The organism is Micropruina sp. (assembly GCF_027492755.1).
GTDB lineage: Bacteria > Actinomycetota > Actinomycetes > Propionibacteriales > Propionibacteriaceae > Micropruina.
The window spans coordinates 1-19,779 of the sequence record NZ_JAPUED010000069.1; the positions used below are offsets into that span (position 1 = coordinate 1).

Consider the following 19,779-nt stretch of genomic DNA (forward strand, 5'->3'; position numbering starts at 1 on the left):
CGGTCTCGATCAGCGCGGTGGCGAGGATGGTCAGCGAGCCGCCGTCCTCGATGTTGCGGGCGGCACCGAAGAACTTCTTCGGCGGGTACAGCGCCGCTGAGTCGACACCACCGGACAGGATGCGTCCGGACGCCGGCGCGGCCAGGTTGTAGGCGCGGCCCAACCGGGTGATGCCGTCGAGCAGGATCACCACGTCCTTGCCCAGCTCGACCAGACGCTTGGCCCGCTCGATGGCCAGCTCGGCGATCGTGGTGTGATCATCGGCCGGACGGTCGAAGGTCGAGGCGATGACCTCGCCGTTGACCGAGCGCTGGAAGTCGGTGACCTCCTCGGGCCGCTCGTCGACCAGCACCACCATCAGGTGCACCTCGGGGTTGTTGGTGGTGATGGCGTTCGCGATCGCCTGCATGATCAGCGTCTTGCCGGCCTTCGGCGGCGACACGATCAGGCCACGCTGACCCTTGCCGACCGGGGAGACCAGGTCGATGATCCGGCCGGTCATGCCGACGGCGGAGGTTTCCAGCTTGAGCCGCTCCTGCGGGTACAGCGGGGTCAGTTTGCCGAACTCGGGCCGGTCGCGGGACTTCTCGGGCGCGTCCAGGTTGACCGTGTCGATCCGCACCAGCGGGTTGAACTTCTCCTTGCGCTCGCCGTCGCGCGGCTGCCGGATCGCGCCGGTGACGATGTCGCCCTTGCGCAGCCCGTACTTGCGGACCATCGACAGCGACACGTAGGCGTCGTTGGGGCCGGGCAGGTAGCCGGAGGTGCGGACGAACGCGTAGTTGTCGAGCACGTCGAGGATGCCGTTGATGTTGACCAGGACGTCGTCCTCGCCCACATTGGTGTCCACCTCGAGCCCGGCCATCGAGTTCGATCCACCGCGGTTGTTGCCGCGCCGGTTCTGCCGATCGCGGTTACGGCGGCGGCGGGAACGGCGTCCGTTGCCGAAATCGTCGTCGTCGCGGGACGACTGCTGCTGCTGGCGATCGTTCTGCTGCGGCCGGGAATCGACCGTGGGCTCGCTGCTGCCGTTGCTGCCGCCCTGATCGGCGGAGTCGCCCGCCTCGCCGCCGTTGCGGTTGCGGCGACGGCGGCCGCGCTCGCCCTGGAGCGCCTCGAGCCGGGCCGCCACGTCGTCGGAAGCCTCACCGTTGGAGGCCTCGCCGTTCGACGAGGGTTGCCGAGTCTCGGCGGCCTCACTAGCCGGGGCGGTCGACGCCTCGGCTGCGGGCGCCTGCGCTGACGAGTCGGCATTGCCGCTGTCGGCTGCCTTGCCGCCGTTCGCCTGCGCGCGCTCCTTGCGGCGCCGCTCAGGCTTCTCGACGGACGGCGCCTCGGCAGCGGCCGGAGCCGTCGCGGGCGCCGAGGCCGGCGCGCCGCCCTGTGCGCTGCGGATGGCATCGATCAGCTGGCTCTTGCGCATCGCGCCGGTGCCCTTGAGGCCGAGGGAAGCACCGAGCTGCTTCAACTCCGGAAGCAGCATCGTGCTCAAGCCCTTGCTCTTGGCGGGGGCGACGGCTTCGATCGTGTCGGTCACGTGGGTCCTTTCGGGACATCCTCCGTACGGGTGGGGTCACGGACGTACGGACAAGCATGGTGAGGAGTGTGACAACTCCGGGTCAGATCATGGACGTGTTCATCTGCGCGGAGGCCAGTGATGAAGGAAATCCTCGACGAGTGCGATCGTCCGCCCGATCTGTCAGGGGCGACGGCTGAAAAATACAGCGCGTCTTCACTGTAGCACTGCCACGCTCGAATACTGACAACGACACCGGCGTCCCGATTGTTCCCGGCCTATCGACATTCAGGCCGCGACCGGTTGCCGCAGCTGCGCCTGCGCGCGGCGTCGCTCCTTGCCCCATGGCGTGAACGCGGCGGCGATCAGGCTGGCGGCCAGGATCGCGACGCCGAGGTAGACGCCGAAGTTGTCCACCAGCATGAGCAGCGGGGGGTAGGTCAGCTCGACGTTGTTGTCCCCCGGCAGCAGCTTGAACGGGGCGTACGCCGTCCACACCGAATAGAACAGTCCGGCGACCCGCAGATAGCCCGGCAGCCGCCGGTTGCGCAGCAGCACGATGCCGAACGGCACGATCCACACGTAGTGGTGCGACCAGGAGATCGGTGAGGCGAGCAGGCTGGTCAGACCTGCCAGGCACAGGGCGAACGGAACCTCGCCGGCACGGTGCATCAGCACCGCCGCGACCACGCCGAGCACAGCGACCAGCGCGGCCAGCACCAGACCGCCGCGGCTGGCCTCACCCAGCAGCCTCGTCCAGACGCCCAGCACCGACTGGTTCGTCTTGAACACGATGCCGGTGTTCAACCCGGAATCACCGGACAGCAGCCGTCCCCAGTAGGTGAGCGAAGGACCCCAGAGCACCACGAAACCGATCAGCGAGCAGGCCAGGAAGGTCAGGAAGCTGACGATGCCGGCGCGGCGTTTGCCGGCGAAGAAGTTGTACACCGCGATCATCGCCGGGGTCAGCTTGACCGCGGTGGCGACGCCGGTCAGCCAGCCCTCGGGCAGCAGCCGGCGCTTGAAGACGGTCGGGCCGGGCATCGAGTCGAGCACCGCGGCCGCCACCAGGAAGATCGCCACCTGGCCGAAGCCCAGGGTCTCGCGCACCGGTTCGACCAGCCAGATGATCGCGGTGGCGGACACACTGAGCTGCCATCCGGACAGGCCGAGACGGTACAGCATCGCCATCAGGCAGGCCACGCACAACGCCAGCCACGCCACCTGGGCCGCCGCCACCGGCAGCGCCGCGAACGGGACGGCCAGCAAGGCCGGGAACGGCGGATAGATCCAGGGCAGCCAGGCCTCGACGTTGTAGAAGTCCTGCCCGCTCAGCACCAGTTCGCCGGTGCGGCGATAGACGTCCAGGTCGATCATCGCCGGCGCCCAGGGGTAGAGCGTGCCACCCGGGATGGTGGTGGCGCCCGCGTAGAGCGCCGCCAGCAGCGGCGCCAGGGCGAGCAGCAGGACGTAGCCGATCCGCGCGGGCAGGCTTTTCACGGGCGCTAGTTAACCACCCGCCGCCGCGCTCGGCGGTTCACCCGCCGGAGGGTCGGGGTTCCGGACGAAGTCCGAAGCCGCGGGGGAACAACGGATCGTCGAAACCTGGGCGGTCCTCGGGGTGTGCACGCACCTGCGCCATCGAGCGTGGCAGGTCGAACGGCAGCCGTCCTCGCGGTGGGAGCCGTCCGGTGATGGCGTCGAGCCAGGCGGTGGCGGACGAGCCGTAGCTGACCGTGAGTACCGCGGCGACGTCGAGCAGCGGAGTGAGGATCGCCGGCCGGTCCAGGGTGACGTCGAGCAGCACCGGGCAGTGGGCGGCGATCCGTTCCAGCCGAACCCGCAGCCCCGGCTGGAAGTCGAGGTGGCCCTGATGGAACCAGGCCTCCAGGAACAGGTCGTCGCGCGGTTCGAACGGGGCGGCCAGCCGGATCAGGGCCAGCTCGGCGTCCTCGGGCCGATCCACCACCCGGAACCGATCGCGCAGCGCCTCGACGGGGAAGCCCTCGGCGTAGACCGGGACGCCCTCGCCGACCGGCAGCCGTCCGGTATCGATCAGCACGGTCACCGACTCGGCCTGCGCTCGGTGTCCCTCCGCGACGAAGGCCGGCTGCGCCAGCACGGACACCGCGGCGTCCTCGTCCAGGAACGGATCGTCGAAGAGCCCGAGGTCGAATTTCACCGTGAGCAGCCGCCGGGCCGACTCGTCGATCCGCTGCTCGTCGACCCGGCCGGCGGCCACCAGGCCCAGCAGTACTTCCACGCATTCCTCGCCGCCGAACTGATCGCAGCCCGCGGCGAGGATCCGTTCCATCCGGCCCGCGGCGTCCAGGTGCTCGACGCCCCAGGCCCGGGCCGGCAGCACCTGCTCGCCGACGTGGTTGTCGGTGACCAGCTCCCAATCGCTCAGCACGACGCCGTCGTAGCCCAGCGTCTCGCGCAGCAGCCCGGTGACGATCTGCCGGTTGAACCCGAAGCCGACCTCCTCGATCGGTTCGCCCTCGATCGCCAGCCCGACCGGACGGCCGTAGTACGGCATGATGCCCGCCGCGTGCGCGGCGACCGCCGCCGGGAACGGGGCCAGGTGCGCGGCGAAGAAGCCGCCGGGGTACACCTGGTCCTTGCCGTAGGGGAAGTGGGCGTCCTCGCCACCGGCCTGCGGACCCCCGCCCGGAAAGTGCTTGCAGGTGCAGGCCACCGACTCGACCCCCACCGGGCCCCGCTGCAGACCCTCGAGATAGGCCAGCGTCAACCGGGTGACCAGATCGGGATCGGAGCCGAAGGTGCCGGCCTGCCGCCCCCAGCGCGGCTCGGTGGCGAGGTCCAGGGTCGGGTGCAGGGCGGCCCGGATGCCCACCGCCCGGTACTCGGCGTTCACCACGTCGGCGAACCGCCGCACCCGCTCGGGATCGGCCAGCGCGGCCAGCCCGAGCGGCTCGGGCCATTGCGACATGATGGACGCCGCGAACGACACCCCGGCGTTCTCGATGAAGGAGTGCCGCGGATCGGTCGAGATGGTCACCGGGATGCCGTGCGGAGTGCGTTCGGCCAGCGCCTGCAGATTGTTCGACCAGCGGGCGGCGGCGCGTGCGTCGGTGAGGGCATGCACGTTGAAGTGATTCAGGTGCTTGCCGAGCACCACCGTCGTGGTGGGTGACTTGGAGATCAGACCGGGCGTCTCCAGCAGGGAACCGTCGGTGCCCGCCTCGATCACGGTATGGAACATCAGCCCGGCCTTCTCGGCCAGACTGAGCCGCCCCAGCAGATCGGTGACCCGGTCGGCGGTGGGCAACCTCGAATCCTCGTACGGGTCCAGCCGGCCGTTGCCGTTCAGGTCGCGGTAGGCGAAGCCGTCCGGGGTATGGCTGAGCCGCATAGTGCTCCCTTCAGTCAGGAACCGAACGTTTCGAGCGCGATCACCGGCCGGATGCGGAGCGCGTCGCCGACCGCGAAGCTGCGGCGCAGCACACCCCCGCCCAGGACGTTGCCCAGCGATCCCAGCACCATGGCCTGGTCGAGCGACAGATAGCGTTTCGCCACCTTCCTGGACCGGACGGCGATCGCATCGTAGAAGCCGCCCGGCCCGTAGGCGTCGAAGGAGCGCTCCAGCTTCCGCAGGTTGGCCACGGCGGCCGCGGGGTCGTGCATCATCGCCAGGAAGGACGCGTGCGGGGTGACCACGCCGTCGCCGTAGCGCGTCGGCGGGTCGTCCCACCGGTAGTCGGTGTTCTCCTGGTCGGAGAAGTAGCCGTCCGGCCGCAGCCCCAGCGCGTCCACGCCGTATTCCCGGTAGCCACCCGCCGGATTCGAGGACGGCGAGAAGCCCCAGTAGCCGTACTTCGCGTCCACCAGGCCGTGGTACTGCTGCGCCTTGACGTGCGCCCGGTGATTGCGCCCCCAGGAACGTGACGCCCAGCTCTCCTCCGGGACGAAGAGGTCCGGCATCAGCTCCTCGAACATCGAGCCGCCCCACCCCGGAACAACCCGCTGCCCGCCGTAGCCATAGCTGCCCTCGTAGACCTCGACACCGAGATGGCTGCGGGTGTTGCCGCGCGGCGGCATCTCCTGCCAGTCCCAGTCGGGCGGGAAGGTGCGGTAGGTGGCGTAGTAGCCGCCGCCCGGGATCTGCCGCTTCGCGATCCCCAGGTAGGTGACCATCCGCGCCTCGGAGACACAGGTGTCGTAGTGGTGGTTGCCCGTGTACCACAGGTCCGGCCCGCCGACGCCGTTCAGCGGGGCCCGCCGGACGGCGTCGGGGTTGGCCGCGCCGGGATCCTCGGTGTAGAAGCCGCCGTAGTTGGCGCCGGGAGCGCGGGTGAAGTCGCGGTCGAAGAAGACGTCCCAGCGGTAGGCGTCCCAGAGCCGGTCGGCGCGCCGCCGGGCTCCGGGCAGGGCGTTGCGCACCACCCAGGTGGCGGCACCCAGCCAGCCCATGTCGACGCTGGAGACGAACGGCACCACAGGATCGCCGCTCTCGGGCCAGGTCCGCAGCACCTTTCCGGTCGCCTCGTCGTACCAGTTGTAGAACATGCCGCTGGGCAGGTGCCGCTCCATGCCGAGCAGCGTTTCCAGGGTCTGGTTGGCGCGCCGCTCCGCCTCCCGCGGACCGATCAGCCCCAGCCGCAGCGCGGCGATGGTGCTCCACAGGTAGCCGCCGATGTTGGTCGGCGAGGTGTAGCCGCTGCGGTTACCCAGCCTGCCGTCGACGTTGTCGGCGATCAGGCCGGTGTGGGCGTCCGTCATCGCCGCCAGGCAGCGCCAGGTGTCGCGGGCCCAGCGCAGCAGCGTGCCGCGCTGTCGGTTCGCGAACGGCGTCGCCCCGGCCGCGGGCGGGACGGCGGCGCCCAGGGCGAGGGCGGCACCGCCGGTGAGCAGGGTGCGTCGGGTGAGGTCGGACATCGTCGTCTCCTTCGATCACTTGATGCCGGTGGTGGCGATGCCCTCGATGAACCTGCGCTGGAAGAGCAGGAACACGATCAGCAGCGGCAGCACGACCACGCAGGCACCGGCCAGCATCAGGCCGTAGTTGGTTTGGTTCTGTCCGGTCGTGTACAGCGCGAGCGCGACCGGGAGGGTGTAGGAATGCTCGTTCTGTGCGACCACCAGCGGCCAGAGGAAGTTGTTCCACGAGCCGAGGAAGGTCAGGATGCCCAGCGTGGCCATCGCGGGCCCGAGCAGGGGCAGGATGATCCGGCCGAAGATGGCCAGCTCGCCCGCGCCGTCCACCCGTCCGGCGTCGATCAGATCAGCCGGCAGGCCCTGAACGAATTGCCGCATCAGGAACACCCCGAACGGCGCGGCCAGGAACGGCACGAACAGGCCGGGCAGGGTGTCGGCCATGCCCAGGTTCACCACCAGCACATAGAGCGGGATGAAGGTGACCACCCCGGGAATCATCAGGGTGCCCAGGACGAGCGCCAGCACCAGATTCTTGAACCGGAAGTTCAGCATCGCGAGCGCATAGCCCAGCATCGAGCAGAACAACAGGTTCCCGACGGTCACCACCGTCGCGACGATCACCGAGTTCACGAAGTACTGGGCGAAGTTCATCCGGGCGAACAACTGGGTGTAGTTGTCCAGGGTGGCGGCGTCCGGCCACCAGGTCGGCGGCACCTGGCGCAGTTCGGCGTCGGTCTTGACCGAGCCGAGCACCATCCAGATGAACGGCGCTGTGACGGCGATCAGTGCCAGGGAGAGCAACACGTAGGTCAGTGCGGTCGCCCAGGCCGGTCTCTTCTCCAACATGGTCGCTCCTCAGGTGTTCTCGCGCAGCAGGCGGAACTGCAGCACCGTCACCGCGGCGATCACCACGAAGATCAGGTACGACACCGCCGAGGCCAGCCCGAAATTGCCGAAGCTGAACTGCCGGTAGGTGTAGAAGGCCAGCGACAGGGTGGAATCCAGCGGGCCGCCTTCGGTCATCACGAACGGCTCTTCGAAGAACTGCAGGTAGCCGATCGCGGTGGTGACCGAGACGAACAGCAGGGTGGGCCGCAGCAGCGGGAAGGTGATGTGCCAGAACCGCTGCCAACCGGTCGCCCCATCGATGGCGGCGGCCTCGTGCAGCATGTACGGAACACCTTGCAGGCCGGCCAGGAAGATGATCATTCCGGTGCCGAAGTTCCGCCAGACCGCCATCGCGATCAGCGACGGCATCGCCCAGTTCGGGTCGCCGAGCCAGTTCGGCCCGGTGATGCCGAACCAGCCCAGCACCGTGTTGACCAGGCCCGAGTCCGGCTGCAGCAGGAACCGCCAGACCACGGCGACCGCGACGATCGAGGTGATCACCGGGGTGTAGAAGCCCAGCCGGAAGAACGCCCGCAACCTGGTGATCCCACGATCGAGCAGGACGGCTGCCGCCAGAGCGACCGCGAGGGTGAGCGGCACACCCACCACGACGAAGTAGGCGGTGTTGCCCGCCGCCTTCAGGAACGTCGGATCGGACAGCGCCCGGGCGTAGTTCTCGAAGGCGACGAAGTCCACCGCGAAGGGCGTCCGCAGATCGCGTCGCCGGGTGTCGGTGAAGCTCATGAACAGCGACTGGAACACCGGCCACACGGTGAACACCGCGAACAGCAGCAGGAACGGCGACGCCAGGATCCAGGCCGCCCGCGACTCCCCGGGTCGCGGGGCGATCCGCGCGACCCGGGGTTTGCGGCTTCCGCCGCCTTCGGCCGCGACCGGTGGCCGCGCCAGGGTCGATTCGGCCATCGCGATCAGCTTCCGGTGCCGATCGAGGTGGCGTCGGCCTGCAGGGTCTTCAGCGTGTCGCCGACATTGGCGTTCTGCTTGGCCACCCGCTCCATCGCGCCGTCGAATTTGACCGCGACCTGCTCCCAGGTCGGGAAGGTCGGCGGGGCCACCGCGGTCTTCATCTGGACGCCGAACTGGGCCAGCTTGGTGTCGCCGGTCAGCGACGGATCCTGCCAGGCGGACTGCACCGACGGCAGGTCGGTGGACAGCTTGTACCACTTCACCTGGACCTCCGGCTGGGTGAGCCACTCGGCCAGCGTCCAGGCGGCGTCACGGGCCTTGGTGTTCTTGAACACGGCCAGGTTCGAACCGCCGACGAACGAGGAGGAGGTCTTCTTGACCGGCATCACGAAGACGTCGTACTTGTCGGCGAAGCCGGCACCGCCGAGCTTCTCGACCGCGCTCATCATCCACGGCCCCGAGATGAACATCGGCACCTTGCCGGAGGCGAAGTCGGCCTCTGTCGACCCGGCGACCGGCGCCTTGTCGGCCAGGCCCGCGGTGAAGAAGCTCTGGTAGTAGGTCCAGGCCTCCGCCATCTCGGGGCTGTCCAGCGTCCAGGCGTTGCCGTTCGCCAACTGGGCACCGTTGGACCACGCGAAGGGCATCACCGTCTGCCACGAGCCGGTGCCGCCGGGCAGCAGCGCGATCGGGTACTTGACACCCGGCGCGCCCTTCATCTTCGTGACGAAGGTCTTGAACGAGTCCCAGTCCTTCGGCACTTCGGTGAGGCCTACCTTCTGGGCCAGATCCTTGCGGTAGAAGACCAGCCGGGTCTCGACGTACCAGGGGATTCCGTAGCTGGTGCCGTCCACCTCGGTGGTGGCCTGCGCGCCCGGGAAGAACTTCGACTTGTCGATGTTGGCCGGCGTCGGATCCAATGCGTCCAGTTGGGCGAACTCGCCCATCCAGGTGGTGCCGACCATGGCGATGTCCGGGGTGGTGTTGGCGGTGATCGCGTTGGCGAATTTGTCGTGGGCACTGTCCCAGGGGACGGCGGTGACATTCACCTTGATGCCGGGATGGCTGGCGGTGAAGTCCTTGAGCAGGTCGGGCAGCTTCTCACCCTCGGCCCCCATCGCCCACATGGTGAGGTTGCCGGTGGCCGAGCCGCTGGCGACCGGCGAGCCGCCGGCCGGGCCTGTCGATGGGCCGGTGTCGGATCTGCCGCAGCCGGTGAGAACCAGCCCGGCTGCGGTCAGTGCGGCAGCGATGACGCGTATCTTCATGAGGACTCCTTCGTTGGTCCACCGGGGCCGATTGCCCACGGCGGGGTGTCCGGACAGCCGCAGGAGCCACGCAGCACGATCCGTGTGGACAGCTCCAGCGGGGTTTCGGCGGTGCGTCCGTCGATCAGGTCAAGCAGGCGGACGGCGGCGGCGCGTCCGAGTTCACGGACCGGCTGCGCCACCGTGGTGATGCCGGGTGTCGTGTAGCGCGTGGCCGGGGCATCGTCCCAGCCGGTCACGGCGATCTGCTCCCCCACCGACAGACCGTGCCGCCGCAGCGCCAGGCAGAGGCCCAGCGCCACCTCGTCGTTCACGCACACGACTGCGTCGCAATCCAGCTCGCCGGAGGCGATGCGGCCGCCGATCTGCGCTCCCTCAGCCGCATCGAAACCGCTCGGTTGCGGGGGCGGAACCCGCAGCCCGCGTTCGCGCAGGGCGTCCTGGAACCCCTGCCAGCGGGCGGCGGCGTCCGCGGCCAGTTCGGGCGACCCGGCGAAGATCGGACGCGTCCGGCCGTGGTCGAGCAGGTGGGCGGTGAGCAGTCGGGCGTTCTCGCGACTGGAGGTGGTGATCGCCGCCGGTCGATCAGGGGCGCCGCCGATCACCACCAGCGGTGTCCGGCGGCCCAGCGCCCGCAGCTGCGCCGGGGCCAAGGTTCCGGCACCGTCCATCACCGCGACCGCGTCGACCCGCGAGCACAGCTCGGCGAGGGAGGCCTCGACATCGGACCCCGCGGCGACAACCGTCAGGATCACCGACATCCGGCGTTCGGCGGCCAGCGACTCGAAGCCGGTGAGCAGTTCGGGGTAGTAGTAACCGCCGAGTTCCGGCAACACCAGCCCCAGCGCTTGATGACGCTTCGCCACCAGGCTGCGGGCGGCGCGGTCCGGAATGTAGTCGAGCTCGCGGACGGCGGCCAGTACTCGGTCGCGGCTTCCGGAACTGACCCGATTGGCGCCGCTGAGCACCCTGGAAACGGTGGCGATCGACACCTGCGCGCGCTCCGCTACCGAATAGATGGTGGCTTTCCCGGCTTCCGGCATGACTGCTCCTACATCGCTGTAAGCGCTTACACGATTGGCCCGAAGCTACGCGCAGGGGTCGCCGGCAACCACCCCCGAAAGGGTGCATCGATGCGGGAACCTAGTCCCGGCTCTAGCCGAGGTGTGCGGCCGCGGCGCTGAACTCGGCGCGCAACTGGTCGTAGTCGGTGGCGACCGGGAACTGCGGGAACTCGGCGATCACGTTGGCCGGTGGCCGGAACAGGATGCCGGCGTCAGCCTCACTGAGCATGTTGGTGTCGTTGTAGGAGTCGCCGGTGGCGATCACCTTGTAGTTCAGCTCGTGGAAGCGGCGGACGGCCTCGCGCTTCTGGTCGGGCATCCGCAGCCTGTAGTCGACGATCCTGTCGCCCGCGATCTCGAGCTTGTGGCACAGCAGCGTCGGGTAGCCGAGCTTGGCCATGAACGGCATGCCGAACTCGTAGAAGGTGTCGGACAGGATGACCAGCTGGAAGTGCTCACGCAGCCAGCCGACCATCTCGACGGCCCCGGGCATCGGGTCGAGGGTGCCGATCACCCGCTGGATCTCGGTCAGGGTGAGGCCGTGGGAGTCCAGCAGGTCGAGCCGGTACCGCATCAGCGTGTCGTAGTCGGGTTCGTCGCGGGTGGTCCGGCGCAGCCCGTCGATGCCGGTCGCCTCGGCGACGGCGATCCAGACCTCGGGGATCAGTACGCCTTCCAGGTCGAGGCAGGCCAGATGCATGACGTCAGCCCTCCACCCGCATCAGCGTGACGTCGCCGCGGACGTCCGGCAGCGCCTGCAGGTCCTCCAGCGCGGCCCGCATGTCGCCGACCCGCGCGGCGTGGGTCAGCAGCGCCAGCTTGGCGCCCTGCCCCTGCGGCCGGTCGAGTTCGCTCTCCTGGCGCACCGCCTGGATCGACACCTGGTAGCGGGCGAAGGCCGCGGCGATCCGAGCGAGCACACCGGGCTCGTCCTCGACGCTCAGCGACAGGTAGAACCGGGACGGCACCTGGCCGCGCGGCGTGATCGGACGCGCCGAGTAGGACGACTCCCCCGGCCCGGAAGCCCCGCGCACCCGGTTGCGGGCCGCGGTCACCACGTCGCCCAGCACCGCGGACGCCGTCGGCGACCCACCGGCACCGGGACCCATGAACATCAACTGCCCGGCGTGCCGGGACTCGACGAACACCGCGTTGAAGGCGCCCGACACGTTCGCCAGCGGATGGCTGGCCGGCACCATCGTGGGATGCACGCCGACCGAGATCGAGCCGTCCGGGGCCAGCGCGCAGCGGGCCAGCAGCTTGATCACGTAGCCGAGCTCCTTGGCGGTGGCGACATCGGAGGCGGTCACCTTGGTGATGCCTTCGCAGTCGACGTCGTCGAGCTTCACCCGGCTGTGGAACGCGAGGCTGGCCAGGATGGCGGCCTTCGCGGCGGCGTCCAGGCCCTCGACGTCGGCGGTCGGATCCTCCTCGGCGTAGCCCAGCCGCTGCGCCTCGGCCAGCACCTCCTCGAACGAGGAGCCTTCGGTGTGCATCTTGTCCAGGATGAAGTTGGTGGTGCCGTTGACGATGCCCTTCACCGCGGTGATCTCGTCGCCGACCAGCGACTCACGCAGCGGCCGGATGATCGGAATGGCCCCGGCGACGGCGGCCTCGAAGTAGAGGTCGACGCCGGCCTCGGCGGCCGCGGTGTACAGGGTCGCGCCGTCCTGGGCGAGCAGCTGCTTGTTCGCGGTGATCACCGACGCCCCGTGACCGATGGCGGTCAGGATCAGGCTACGGGCCGGTTCGACGCCGCCCATCACCTCGATCACCAGGTCCACGTCCGGGCGTCCGACCAGGCCGGCGGCGTCGCCGGTGAGCAACTCGGGATCGATGCCCGGGCGCTCCTTGGCCAGGTTGCGGACGGCGATGCCGACCAGTTCGAGTCGGCGTCCGCTCCTGGCCTGGAACTCGTCGGCGCTGCCCAGCAGCAGCCGCGCCACCTCCGAACCCACCACCCCGCAGCCCAACAGGGCCACCTTGAGGGGCTTGGCTGGTGTCATCGCATGTCCTCTTCTCTTCGCGGCAGCATCAGGGCTGCCGGCTAAGCGTTGCTCAGGCGCCGGCATCGAGCGCCAGCAGGTCGTCCAGGGTTTCGCGCCGCAGCAGGGTGGTGATCCGGCCATCGGCGACGGCCACCACAGGCGGACGCGGAACGTGATTGTAGTTGCTCGCCATCGATCGGCTGTAGGCACCCGCCGCCGGGATCGCGATCAAATCTCCGGGAACGACGTCATCGGGCAAGAATTCGTCGCGAACCAGGATGTCGCCACCCTCACAATGCTTGCCGACCACCCGGGACAGCACCGGCTCCGCGGCACTCGCGCGGTTGGCCAGCGTCGCGGAGTACTCCGCGGCGTACAGCGCCGGGCGGATGTTGTCGCTCATCCCGCCGTCCACCGAGATGTAGCGCCGGGACTGGCCGCTGCCGATCTCAACCGTCTTCACCGTGCCGACGGTGTACAGCGCGGTGCCGGCGGGTCCGCAGATGGCGCGGCCGGGCTCCACCGACATGGCCGGAACGTGCAGGCCGAAACCGCGGCACTCATGCTCGACGATGCTGCGCAGGCCGGCCGCCAGTTCCTCGGGTGTGGCCGGGGTGTCCTCTTTCACATAGGAGATGCCGAACCCTCCGCCGAGGTCGAGTTCACCCAGCTCGGTGCCGGTGGCCTCCTTGAACTGGGCGATCAGCTTCAGGGTGCGCCGGGCCGCGACCTCGAAGCCGTTGGTGTCGAAGATCTGCGAGCCGATGTGACTGTGCACGCCGCGCAGATGGAGATGAGGACTGTGGTGACTGCGCACCAGTGCCACCAGCGCGGCGCCGCCGTTGATCGAGAAGCCGAACTTCTGGTCCTCGTGCGCGGTGGCGATGTACTCATGGGTGTGCGCCTCGACCCCGGTGGTGACCCGGATCATCACCTCGGCGACCGTGCCGAGTTCGGCGCACAACCGCTCCAGCCTGGTGATCTCGTGCGCGGAATCGACAATGATCCGTCCGACGCCGGCAGCCAGCGCGGCGCGCAGTTCGTCGTCGCTCTTGTTGTTGCCGTGCATGCCGATCCGGGCCGGATCCATGCCGCCGCGCAACGCGACGGCCAGTTCGCCACCGGTGCAGACGTCCAGGCCGAGGCCCTCTTCGCTGATCCACCGCGCGACCGTGGTGCACAGGAAGGATTTGCCGGCGTAGAACACCTGCCAGTCGCCGAACGCCTCGCGCCACCGGCGCGCCCGGCTGCGGAAGTCTGCTTCGTCGATCACGTAGACCGGACTGCCGACCTCGTCGATGATGGACGCCGCGGTGCGGCCGGCGATTTCGAGTTCGCCGGAGTCGATGCGCTTGGCGTTGTTGCTCCACAGCTCCTTGGTCAGGGCGTTCACGTCCTCGGGACGGGTCAGCCACTGCGGTGCAGGAGCGGTCGCGTCGGCATGGATCGAGCCGGCGACGTGCATGTGGGTCATAGCGTCCAACTGTGCCAGAACGACTTGTGGCGAGCGGCTCGGCTCCGGCCGCTGGACGTCAGCCCGCGCGGGCGGTGATCTCGAGTCGTTCGGTGACGGTGGCGAGCTTGAGGGTGACCGGTTTGTCGACCGGTCTCCCGTCGGCGCGGACGGCGATCGTGCCGCAGGCCGCGCCCAGGCATTTGTCGTCGAAACGGACGCCCCACAGGGTGAAGAACTGCCCCAGGGTGACCTGGTCCGCGCCGCGGCCCTCCAGCCAGACCACGCCGGTGTCGTCGTGGGTGTGGGCCGGGCCCTGCAGCGCGCGCGGGCGGTCCATGCCGATGTAGGGCACCAACGGGACGGCCTGGCCGTCCACTGTCAGGGTGAGCGTGAACCGGCGCTGGTTGGTGGTGTCGTCCAGCCGGGACGGCTCGAGGCCGGCAGCGCGGATCTGGGCCAGTCCGTCGCGCAGCGCGGGCCAGGGCGGCGGAGTGTCCCGCAGCACCGGTGGTCCGGCGACGGCACTGCTCGACTGTCCGCCGCACCCGGTGAGTAGGACGGCGACGACCAGTGCCAGCACCGTGGACAGACCTCGCATGTGCCCGAGGTTAGCGGTGACGGTCGCGGACGCGAGCGTGCTGCCGATTGGTTCCCGATCGCGGCGATGCGCTACAGTCGTGGGCGGCCCGATGGCTCGGGCCCCCGTAGCTCAGGGGATAGAGCGCCGCCCTCCGGAGGCGGGTGCGCAGGTTCGAATCCTGCCGGGGGCGCAGATGATCCCGCACCTGATTCAGGTGCGGGATCACCGCATTTCCAGGCCCGTCGCGACGGCACGGCCAGCGACGCCGACGGATCGGTCAGCCCCAGTTCGCGGCCTTGGTGAGGCAGAACGGATGTCCGTCCGGGTCGAGCAGGACGGTCCAGGTCTCCCCCGGCTGGTCTGCCGGCTTCGTGGCACCCAGAGCGAGTAGCTGCTCTTCGGCGGCGTCCAGGTCGTCGACCGCAAGGTCGAGATGGAACTGCTTCGTCCCTGCCGGGTTCGGCCACTCCGGACGTTGCCACTCCTCGACCCGGCCGAAGCCGAGCCGTTGTGTGCCGTCGCTCGCCATGCCGTAGTTGTCGTCGGCGTAGGTGACTTTCCAACCCAGCGCCGCCGCCCAGAACTCGGCCTCCTTGGCGGGATCGGCGCAGTCGATGGTGACCATGGCCAGCGCGGCCGGAGCTTCGGTGGTCATCGCTCCTCCTTCGATGTCGTGTCAGTCCACCTTTCTAGACTCCGGGTATGGCGGCTAGCACAAACGCGACAGGTCGGGTCCCGGCCTCGAAGGGCCTGCTGCAGCCGGAGGAGTTCGCCCGCCGCGTCCGTTTCGACGAGGTGCCGGCGTCCGGTCCGGCCGCCGCGTGGGTGGAGCGGGTCTGGTCAGCCAGCTGGGAGTTGCCGGACGGGGTGAGCGCGACCACCTCGCTGATCCCGCATCCGGCGGTGGAGATCAGCGTCGAGCGCGGCCAGCTGGCGCGCGCCGGCCGCGACCGCGACGGGGTGTGGCTGACCGGGGTGGTGACCAGCAGGTTCGACGTCACCCAGTTCGGCAACGGTGGCGTGCTCGGCCTCAAATTCCGGCCGGGCGGGTTCGCCGCATGGTCCGGCATCCCCGCCGATCAGCTCACCGATCGGGTGGAGCCCGCCGGCGATCGACTACCCGGCATGGATCGCCTGGCGAACCTTCCGCTGGCGGCGAGCGAGTCGGCGTCGGTGATGCTCGATTCGGTCCTGGCCGGCGCGGCAACGGCCGAACCGATTCCCGCCCTGGTGGAAGAAGCGCTGGCGCTGCTGGCGGAGCCGGCGCTCACCCGGGTCGACCAGTTGGCGCATCGCTGCGGCTGTTCGGTGCGGACGCTGCAGCGCACCGTTCGGCACTACGTCGGGGTGAGTCCGAAGTGGCTGGTCCGACGGCAACGGATGCACGATGCCGTGGCCGCACTGGACGCCGATACCGGCGAGGGCCTCGCCGAGCTGGCCGCGAGGCTGGGCTGGTACGACCAGAACCAGTTCGGACGCGACTTCGCCCGGCTCGTCGGTATGACCCCCAGCGCCTACCGGCACCGGCTGGACGTGGCCGACCGTTGACCAACGCGACCACCGCCGGTTGAGCTGTCGGCCCCTCCCCGGCTTGAGCCAGGGGTCTCGACCAATCTCGACCAACGGGATCGGCGAGTCCGACCAACGATCATCCGCGAAATCGTGACGTGTCAGCTCGATAACGGCATGGCCGGTTCCACCACCCGGCCCGCCTTAGTAGCATCGAACAGGTGCAGGCGTCGCGGCCTGCCCGACAAGTACGGAAGAAGGCGATCGTGCCCCTCGCGCCCGAGAATCTGACGGCGTCCAACGAGCAGACCGACGAATTCGGCGCCAACGACTGGTTGATCGACGAGATGTATCAGGCCTATCGGGAGAATCCCGACTCGGTCGATCCGCGTTGGCAACAGTTCTTCGCCGAACGTGCCGCCGCACCGGCCAACGGTGCGGCCGTTCGAGCAGAAGCTCCGCCGGGACCGGCACCGACAGCGAAATCCGAGACCACACCGCCACAGCCGGCAGCGAGCACGCCGAAGCCGACCCCGCCGGCCAGCACCGGCGCCGAGCAGCCCCCGGCTCGTCCCGACGGTGAGTCCTACTCCGTGGTGGCCGACAAACGCTCGCCGAGCACTCCCGCCCCGCCCGCAACGCCGCCGGCCAAGGCCAAGGTTGCCGACGCCGCCCCCGCCGAAGAGCCGCGCACCTCGTCGGCGAAGGTCGAATCCGGCGGCAGCGCCCGCCACGACCGCGTCCCCGAGTCCCCCGGTTCCGGAATGGGACTGTCGGCGAACCGGCCCAGTCTCGCCGTGCGCAACGCGGCCGCGTCCGAGCCGACCCGCACCCAGCTGCGGGGCGCGCCGATGCGGACCGCCCGCAATATGGACGCCTCGTTGACGATGCCGACGGCCACCTCGGTGCGCAACGTGCCGATGAAGCTGGCCATCGACCAGCGGCAGATGGTCAACTCACACCTGGCCCGGACCACCGGCGGCAAGGTGTCGTTCACCCATCTGATCGGCTACGCGATGGTGCAGGCTCTCAAGCGGGTGCCGGCGATGAACAACGCCTACGACGAGGTCGACGGCAAGCCCTTCCTGGTCGAGCCGAACACGATCAACCTCGGCCTGGCCATCGACATGGCCAAGCCGGACGGCACCCGGCAGTTGCTGGTGCCCTGCATCAGGGGCTGCGAGAACCTCAACTTCGGGCAGTTCTGGTCCTCCTACGAAGCGCTGGTCCGCAAGGCCCGCGCCGGCAAGCTGGAGGTCGCCGACTTCCAGGGCACCACGGCGACCCTGACCAACCCGGGCGGCATCGGCACCAGCCATTCGGTGCCGCGGCTGATGGCCGGCCAGGGGCTGATCCTGGGCGTCGGGTCGATCGACTACCCGCCCGAGTTCCAGGGCGCGTCCCAGCGCCGGATCACCGAGTCCGGCGTGTCGAAGGTGACCACGCTCACGTCGACCTACGACCACCGGATCATCCAGGGCGCCCAGTCGGGCGAGTTCCTCAAGGTGATTCACGAGTTGCTGCTCGGCAAGCACGGCTTCTACGACGAGATCTTCGCCTCGCTGCGCATTCCGTACGCACCGATCCGGTGGGCCCAGGACGTCAGCGCCGAGCGGCCCGGGCAGATCCCCAAGTCGGCCCGGGTGTTCTCGCTGATCGCCGCCTACCGGCAGTTCGGGCATCTGATGGCCGACATCGATCCGCTCGAGTATCGGCAACGGTCACATCCCGAACTCACGCTGGAGTACCACGGCCTCACCCTGTGGGATCTCGACCGCGAATTCCCGGTCGGCAATTTCGGCGGGCACGACGGCGAGATCATGCCGCTGCGCGACATCCTGGAGACGCTGCGCGGCTCGTACTGCCGGCACGTCGGCATCGAGTACATGCACATCCAGGACAACGAGCAGCGGGCCTGGATCCAGAAGCGGGTCGAGGTGCAGCACGCGCCGTGGCCGCGCGACGAGCACCTGCGGATCCTCGATCGGCTGAACGAGGCCGAGATCTTCGAGACCTTCCTGCAGACCAAATTCGTCGGCCAGAAGCGGTTCAGCCTGGAAGGCGGCGAATCCACCATCGTGCTGCTCGACGAGCTGTGCGACCAGGCTGCCAACACCGGGCTCGACGAGGTGTGCATCGGCATGCCGCACCGTGGCCGGCTGAACGTGCTCGCCAACATCGTCGGCAAGAGCTACAGCCAGATCTTCCGCGAGTTCGAGGGCAACGTCGACCCGCGGCTGGCCCAGGGCACCGGCGACGTGAAGTACCACCTGGGCGCCGAGGGCGAGTTCACCGCGCTGTCGGGCAAGACCATCAAGACCTCGGTCGCGGCCAACCCGAGCCATCTGGAAGCGGTCGATCCGGTGCTGGAGGGCATCGCCCGGGCCAAGCTCGACCACCTGGACTCCCGCGACGGGTTCCCGGTGCTGCCGATCCTGCTGCACGGCGACGCCTCGTTCGCCGGCCAGGGCGTCGTCTACGAGACGCTGCAGATGAGCCAGCTGCGTGCGTACAAGACCGGCGGCACCGTCCACGTGATCGTCAACAACCAGGTCGGCTTCACCACCGGCCCGCTCGATTCGCGCACCTCGGCCTATTGCACCGACGTCGCCAAGACCATTCAGGCGCCGATCTTCCACCTGAACGGCGACGATCCCGAGGCCTGCGCCCGGATCGCCCAGCTCGCCTTCCAGTACCGCGAGCGGTTCAACAAGGACGTCGTGCTCGACGTGGTCTGCTACCGGCGCCGCGGCCACAACGAAGGCGACGATCCCAGCTTCACCCAGCCCCGGATGTACGACCTGATCGAGCAGAAGCGCAGTGTCCGCAAGCTGTACACCGAGGCCCTGATCGGCCGCGGCGACATCAGCACCGAGGACGCCGAAGCGGTGCTGACCCGGTTCCGGGACGGCCTGGAGAGCGTCTTCAAGCAGGCCCGCGAGGAGGCCGAAGAGGACAACGGCTACCGCCGGGTGCCCTACTACCCGCCGAAGCTCGGCAAGACCCAGGGCACCACCATCAGCGCCGAGACGATGGCCAAGATCGCCAACGCCCATGTCACCTTCCCCGAGGGCTTCACGGTGCATCCGAAGGTGCTGCCGCAGTTGCAGCGCCGGGCGGACGGCATCATGCACGGTCCGATCGACTGGGCGACCGGCGAGCTGTTGGCCTTCGGCTCGCTGCTGCTGGAGGGACGCCCCGTCCGGCTCGTGGGTCAGGACAGCCGGCGCGGCACCTTCGTGCAGCGCTTCGCCGCTGTGGTCGACCGCAACACGGCTGAGTCGTACGTGCCGCTCAACCATCTGGCCGCCGACCAGGGCACCTTCCACGTCTACGATTCGCTGCTCAGCGAGTACGCCTCGATGGGCTTCGAGTACGGCTACTCGGTGGCCGCCCCCGATGCGCTGGTCTGCTGGGAGGCGCAGTTCGGCGATTTCGCCAACGGCGCCCAGACCATCGCCGACGAGTTCATCGTCTCGGGCAACGCGAAATGGACGCAGAAGTCGGGCGTCGTGCTGCTGCTGCCGCACGGCTTCGAGGGCCAGGGGCCGGACCATTCGTCGGCTCGCATCGAACGCTGGCTGCAGCTGTGTCACGAGGGTGCGCTGGCGGTCTGCCAGCCGTCCACGCCGGCCAGCTACTTCCACCTGCTGCGCACCCACGCCTACGTGAACTGGCACCGTC

15 protein-coding genes and 1 tRNA gene are annotated in these 19,779 nt (G+C 69.1%); 3 read left to right on the forward strand and 13 right to left on the reverse strand.

The genetic code is table 11. From position 1 onward, the window contains the following. The 12 genes from rho to Q0066_RS04450 form a co-directional block, all read right to left on the reverse strand. The coding region (rho, locus tag Q0066_RS04395; protein ID WP_298130455.1) for a transcription termination factor Rho at nt 1-1,483 on the reverse strand (1,483 nt) is incomplete at its 3' end. Nucleotides 1,484-1,804: 321 nt separating this feature from the next. Next, nucleotides 1,805-3,016, reverse strand: coding sequence for a glycosyltransferase 87 family protein (locus tag Q0066_RS04400; protein WP_298130418.1), 1,212 nt, complete (start codon nt 3,014-3,016; stop codon nt 1,805-1,807). A 37-nt stretch (nt 3,017-3,053) separates the two neighbouring features. Next, a complete protein-coding gene (locus tag Q0066_RS04405) occupies nt 3,054-4,892 on the reverse strand; it encodes a glycoside hydrolase family 3 N-terminal domain-containing protein (RefSeq protein ID WP_298130422.1) in 1,839 nt (612 codons plus the stop codon). A 14-nt stretch (nt 4,893-4,906) separates the two neighbouring features. After that, nucleotides 4,907-6,415, reverse strand: a complete 1,509-nt coding sequence (locus Q0066_RS04410) for a glucoamylase family protein (RefSeq protein ID WP_298130425.1) — start codon at nt 6,413-6,415, stop codon at nt 4,907-4,909. A gap of 15 nt (nt 6,416-6,430) precedes the next feature. Continuing rightward, nucleotides 6,431-7,261: a carbohydrate ABC transporter permease gene (locus Q0066_RS04415; RefSeq protein ID WP_298130428.1), complete on the reverse strand. Its 831-nt coding sequence runs from the start codon at nt 7,259-7,261 to the stop codon at nt 6,431-6,433. A 9-nt stretch (nt 7,262-7,270) separates the two neighbouring features. After that, nucleotides 7,271-8,227 (reverse strand): sugar ABC transporter permease, encoded by a 957-nt coding sequence (locus tag Q0066_RS04420; protein ID WP_298130431.1) that lies wholly within the window; start codon nt 8,225-8,227, stop codon nt 7,271-7,273. A gap of 5 nt (nt 8,228-8,232) precedes the next feature. Continuing rightward, on the reverse strand, nt 8,233-9,498 hold the full coding sequence (locus tag Q0066_RS04425; RefSeq protein ID WP_298130434.1) for a sugar ABC transporter substrate-binding protein: 1,266 nt from the start codon (nt 9,496-9,498) through the stop codon (nt 8,233-8,235). Then, complete coding sequence (locus Q0066_RS04430) at nt 9,495-10,541, reverse strand: LacI family DNA-binding transcriptional regulator (protein WP_298130437.1); 1,047 nt, start codon at nt 10,539-10,541, stop codon at nt 9,495-9,497. Before Q0066_RS04430 ends, Q0066_RS04425 begins: the two co-directional genes overlap by 4 nt. A gap of 112 nt (nt 10,542-10,653) precedes the next feature. Further along, a complete protein-coding gene (gene thrH, locus Q0066_RS04435) occupies nt 10,654-11,262 on the reverse strand; it encodes a bifunctional phosphoserine phosphatase/homoserine phosphotransferase ThrH (protein ID WP_298130440.1) in 609 nt (202 codons plus the stop codon). Between the two features lie 4 nt (nt 11,263-11,266). Next, complete coding sequence (locus Q0066_RS04440) at nt 11,267-12,568, reverse strand: homoserine dehydrogenase (RefSeq protein WP_298130443.1); 1,302 nt, start codon at nt 12,566-12,568, stop codon at nt 11,267-11,269. Nucleotides 12,569-12,620: 52 nt separating this feature from the next. Next, a complete protein-coding gene (lysA, locus tag Q0066_RS04445) occupies nt 12,621-14,024 on the reverse strand; it encodes a diaminopimelate decarboxylase (protein WP_298130445.1) in 1,404 nt (467 codons plus the stop codon). Between the two features lie 58 nt (nt 14,025-14,082). Continuing rightward, nucleotides 14,083-14,604 (reverse strand): hypothetical protein, encoded by a 522-nt coding sequence (locus tag Q0066_RS04450; protein ID WP_298130447.1) that lies wholly within the window; start codon nt 14,602-14,604, stop codon nt 14,083-14,085. A 100-nt stretch (nt 14,605-14,704) separates the two neighbouring features. Here Q0066_RS04450 and Q0066_RS04455 point away from each other — a divergent pair. Then, a tRNA-Arg gene (locus tag Q0066_RS04455) sits at nt 14,705-14,776 on the forward strand. A gap of 87 nt (nt 14,777-14,863) precedes the next feature. Here Q0066_RS04455 and Q0066_RS04460 read toward each other — a convergent pair. Then, nucleotides 14,864-15,241, reverse strand: coding sequence for a VOC family protein (locus Q0066_RS04460; RefSeq protein ID WP_298130449.1), 378 nt, complete (start codon nt 15,239-15,241; stop codon nt 14,864-14,866). Nucleotides 15,242-15,288: 47 nt separating this feature from the next. Here Q0066_RS04460 and Q0066_RS04465 point away from each other — a divergent pair, with 47 nt between their 5' ends. Continuing rightward, entirely contained in the window at nt 15,289-16,134 is an 846-nt protein-coding gene (locus Q0066_RS04465; protein ID WP_298130451.1) for a helix-turn-helix domain-containing protein, read from the forward strand. A 227-nt stretch (nt 16,135-16,361) separates the two neighbouring features. Continuing rightward, nucleotides 16,362-19,779, forward strand: a 3,418-nt coding sequence (locus Q0066_RS04470; RefSeq protein ID WP_298130453.1) for a multifunctional oxoglutarate decarboxylase/oxoglutarate dehydrogenase thiamine pyrophosphate-binding subunit/dihydrolipoyllysine-residue succinyltransferase subunit, incomplete at its 3' end; no start/stop codon positions are given.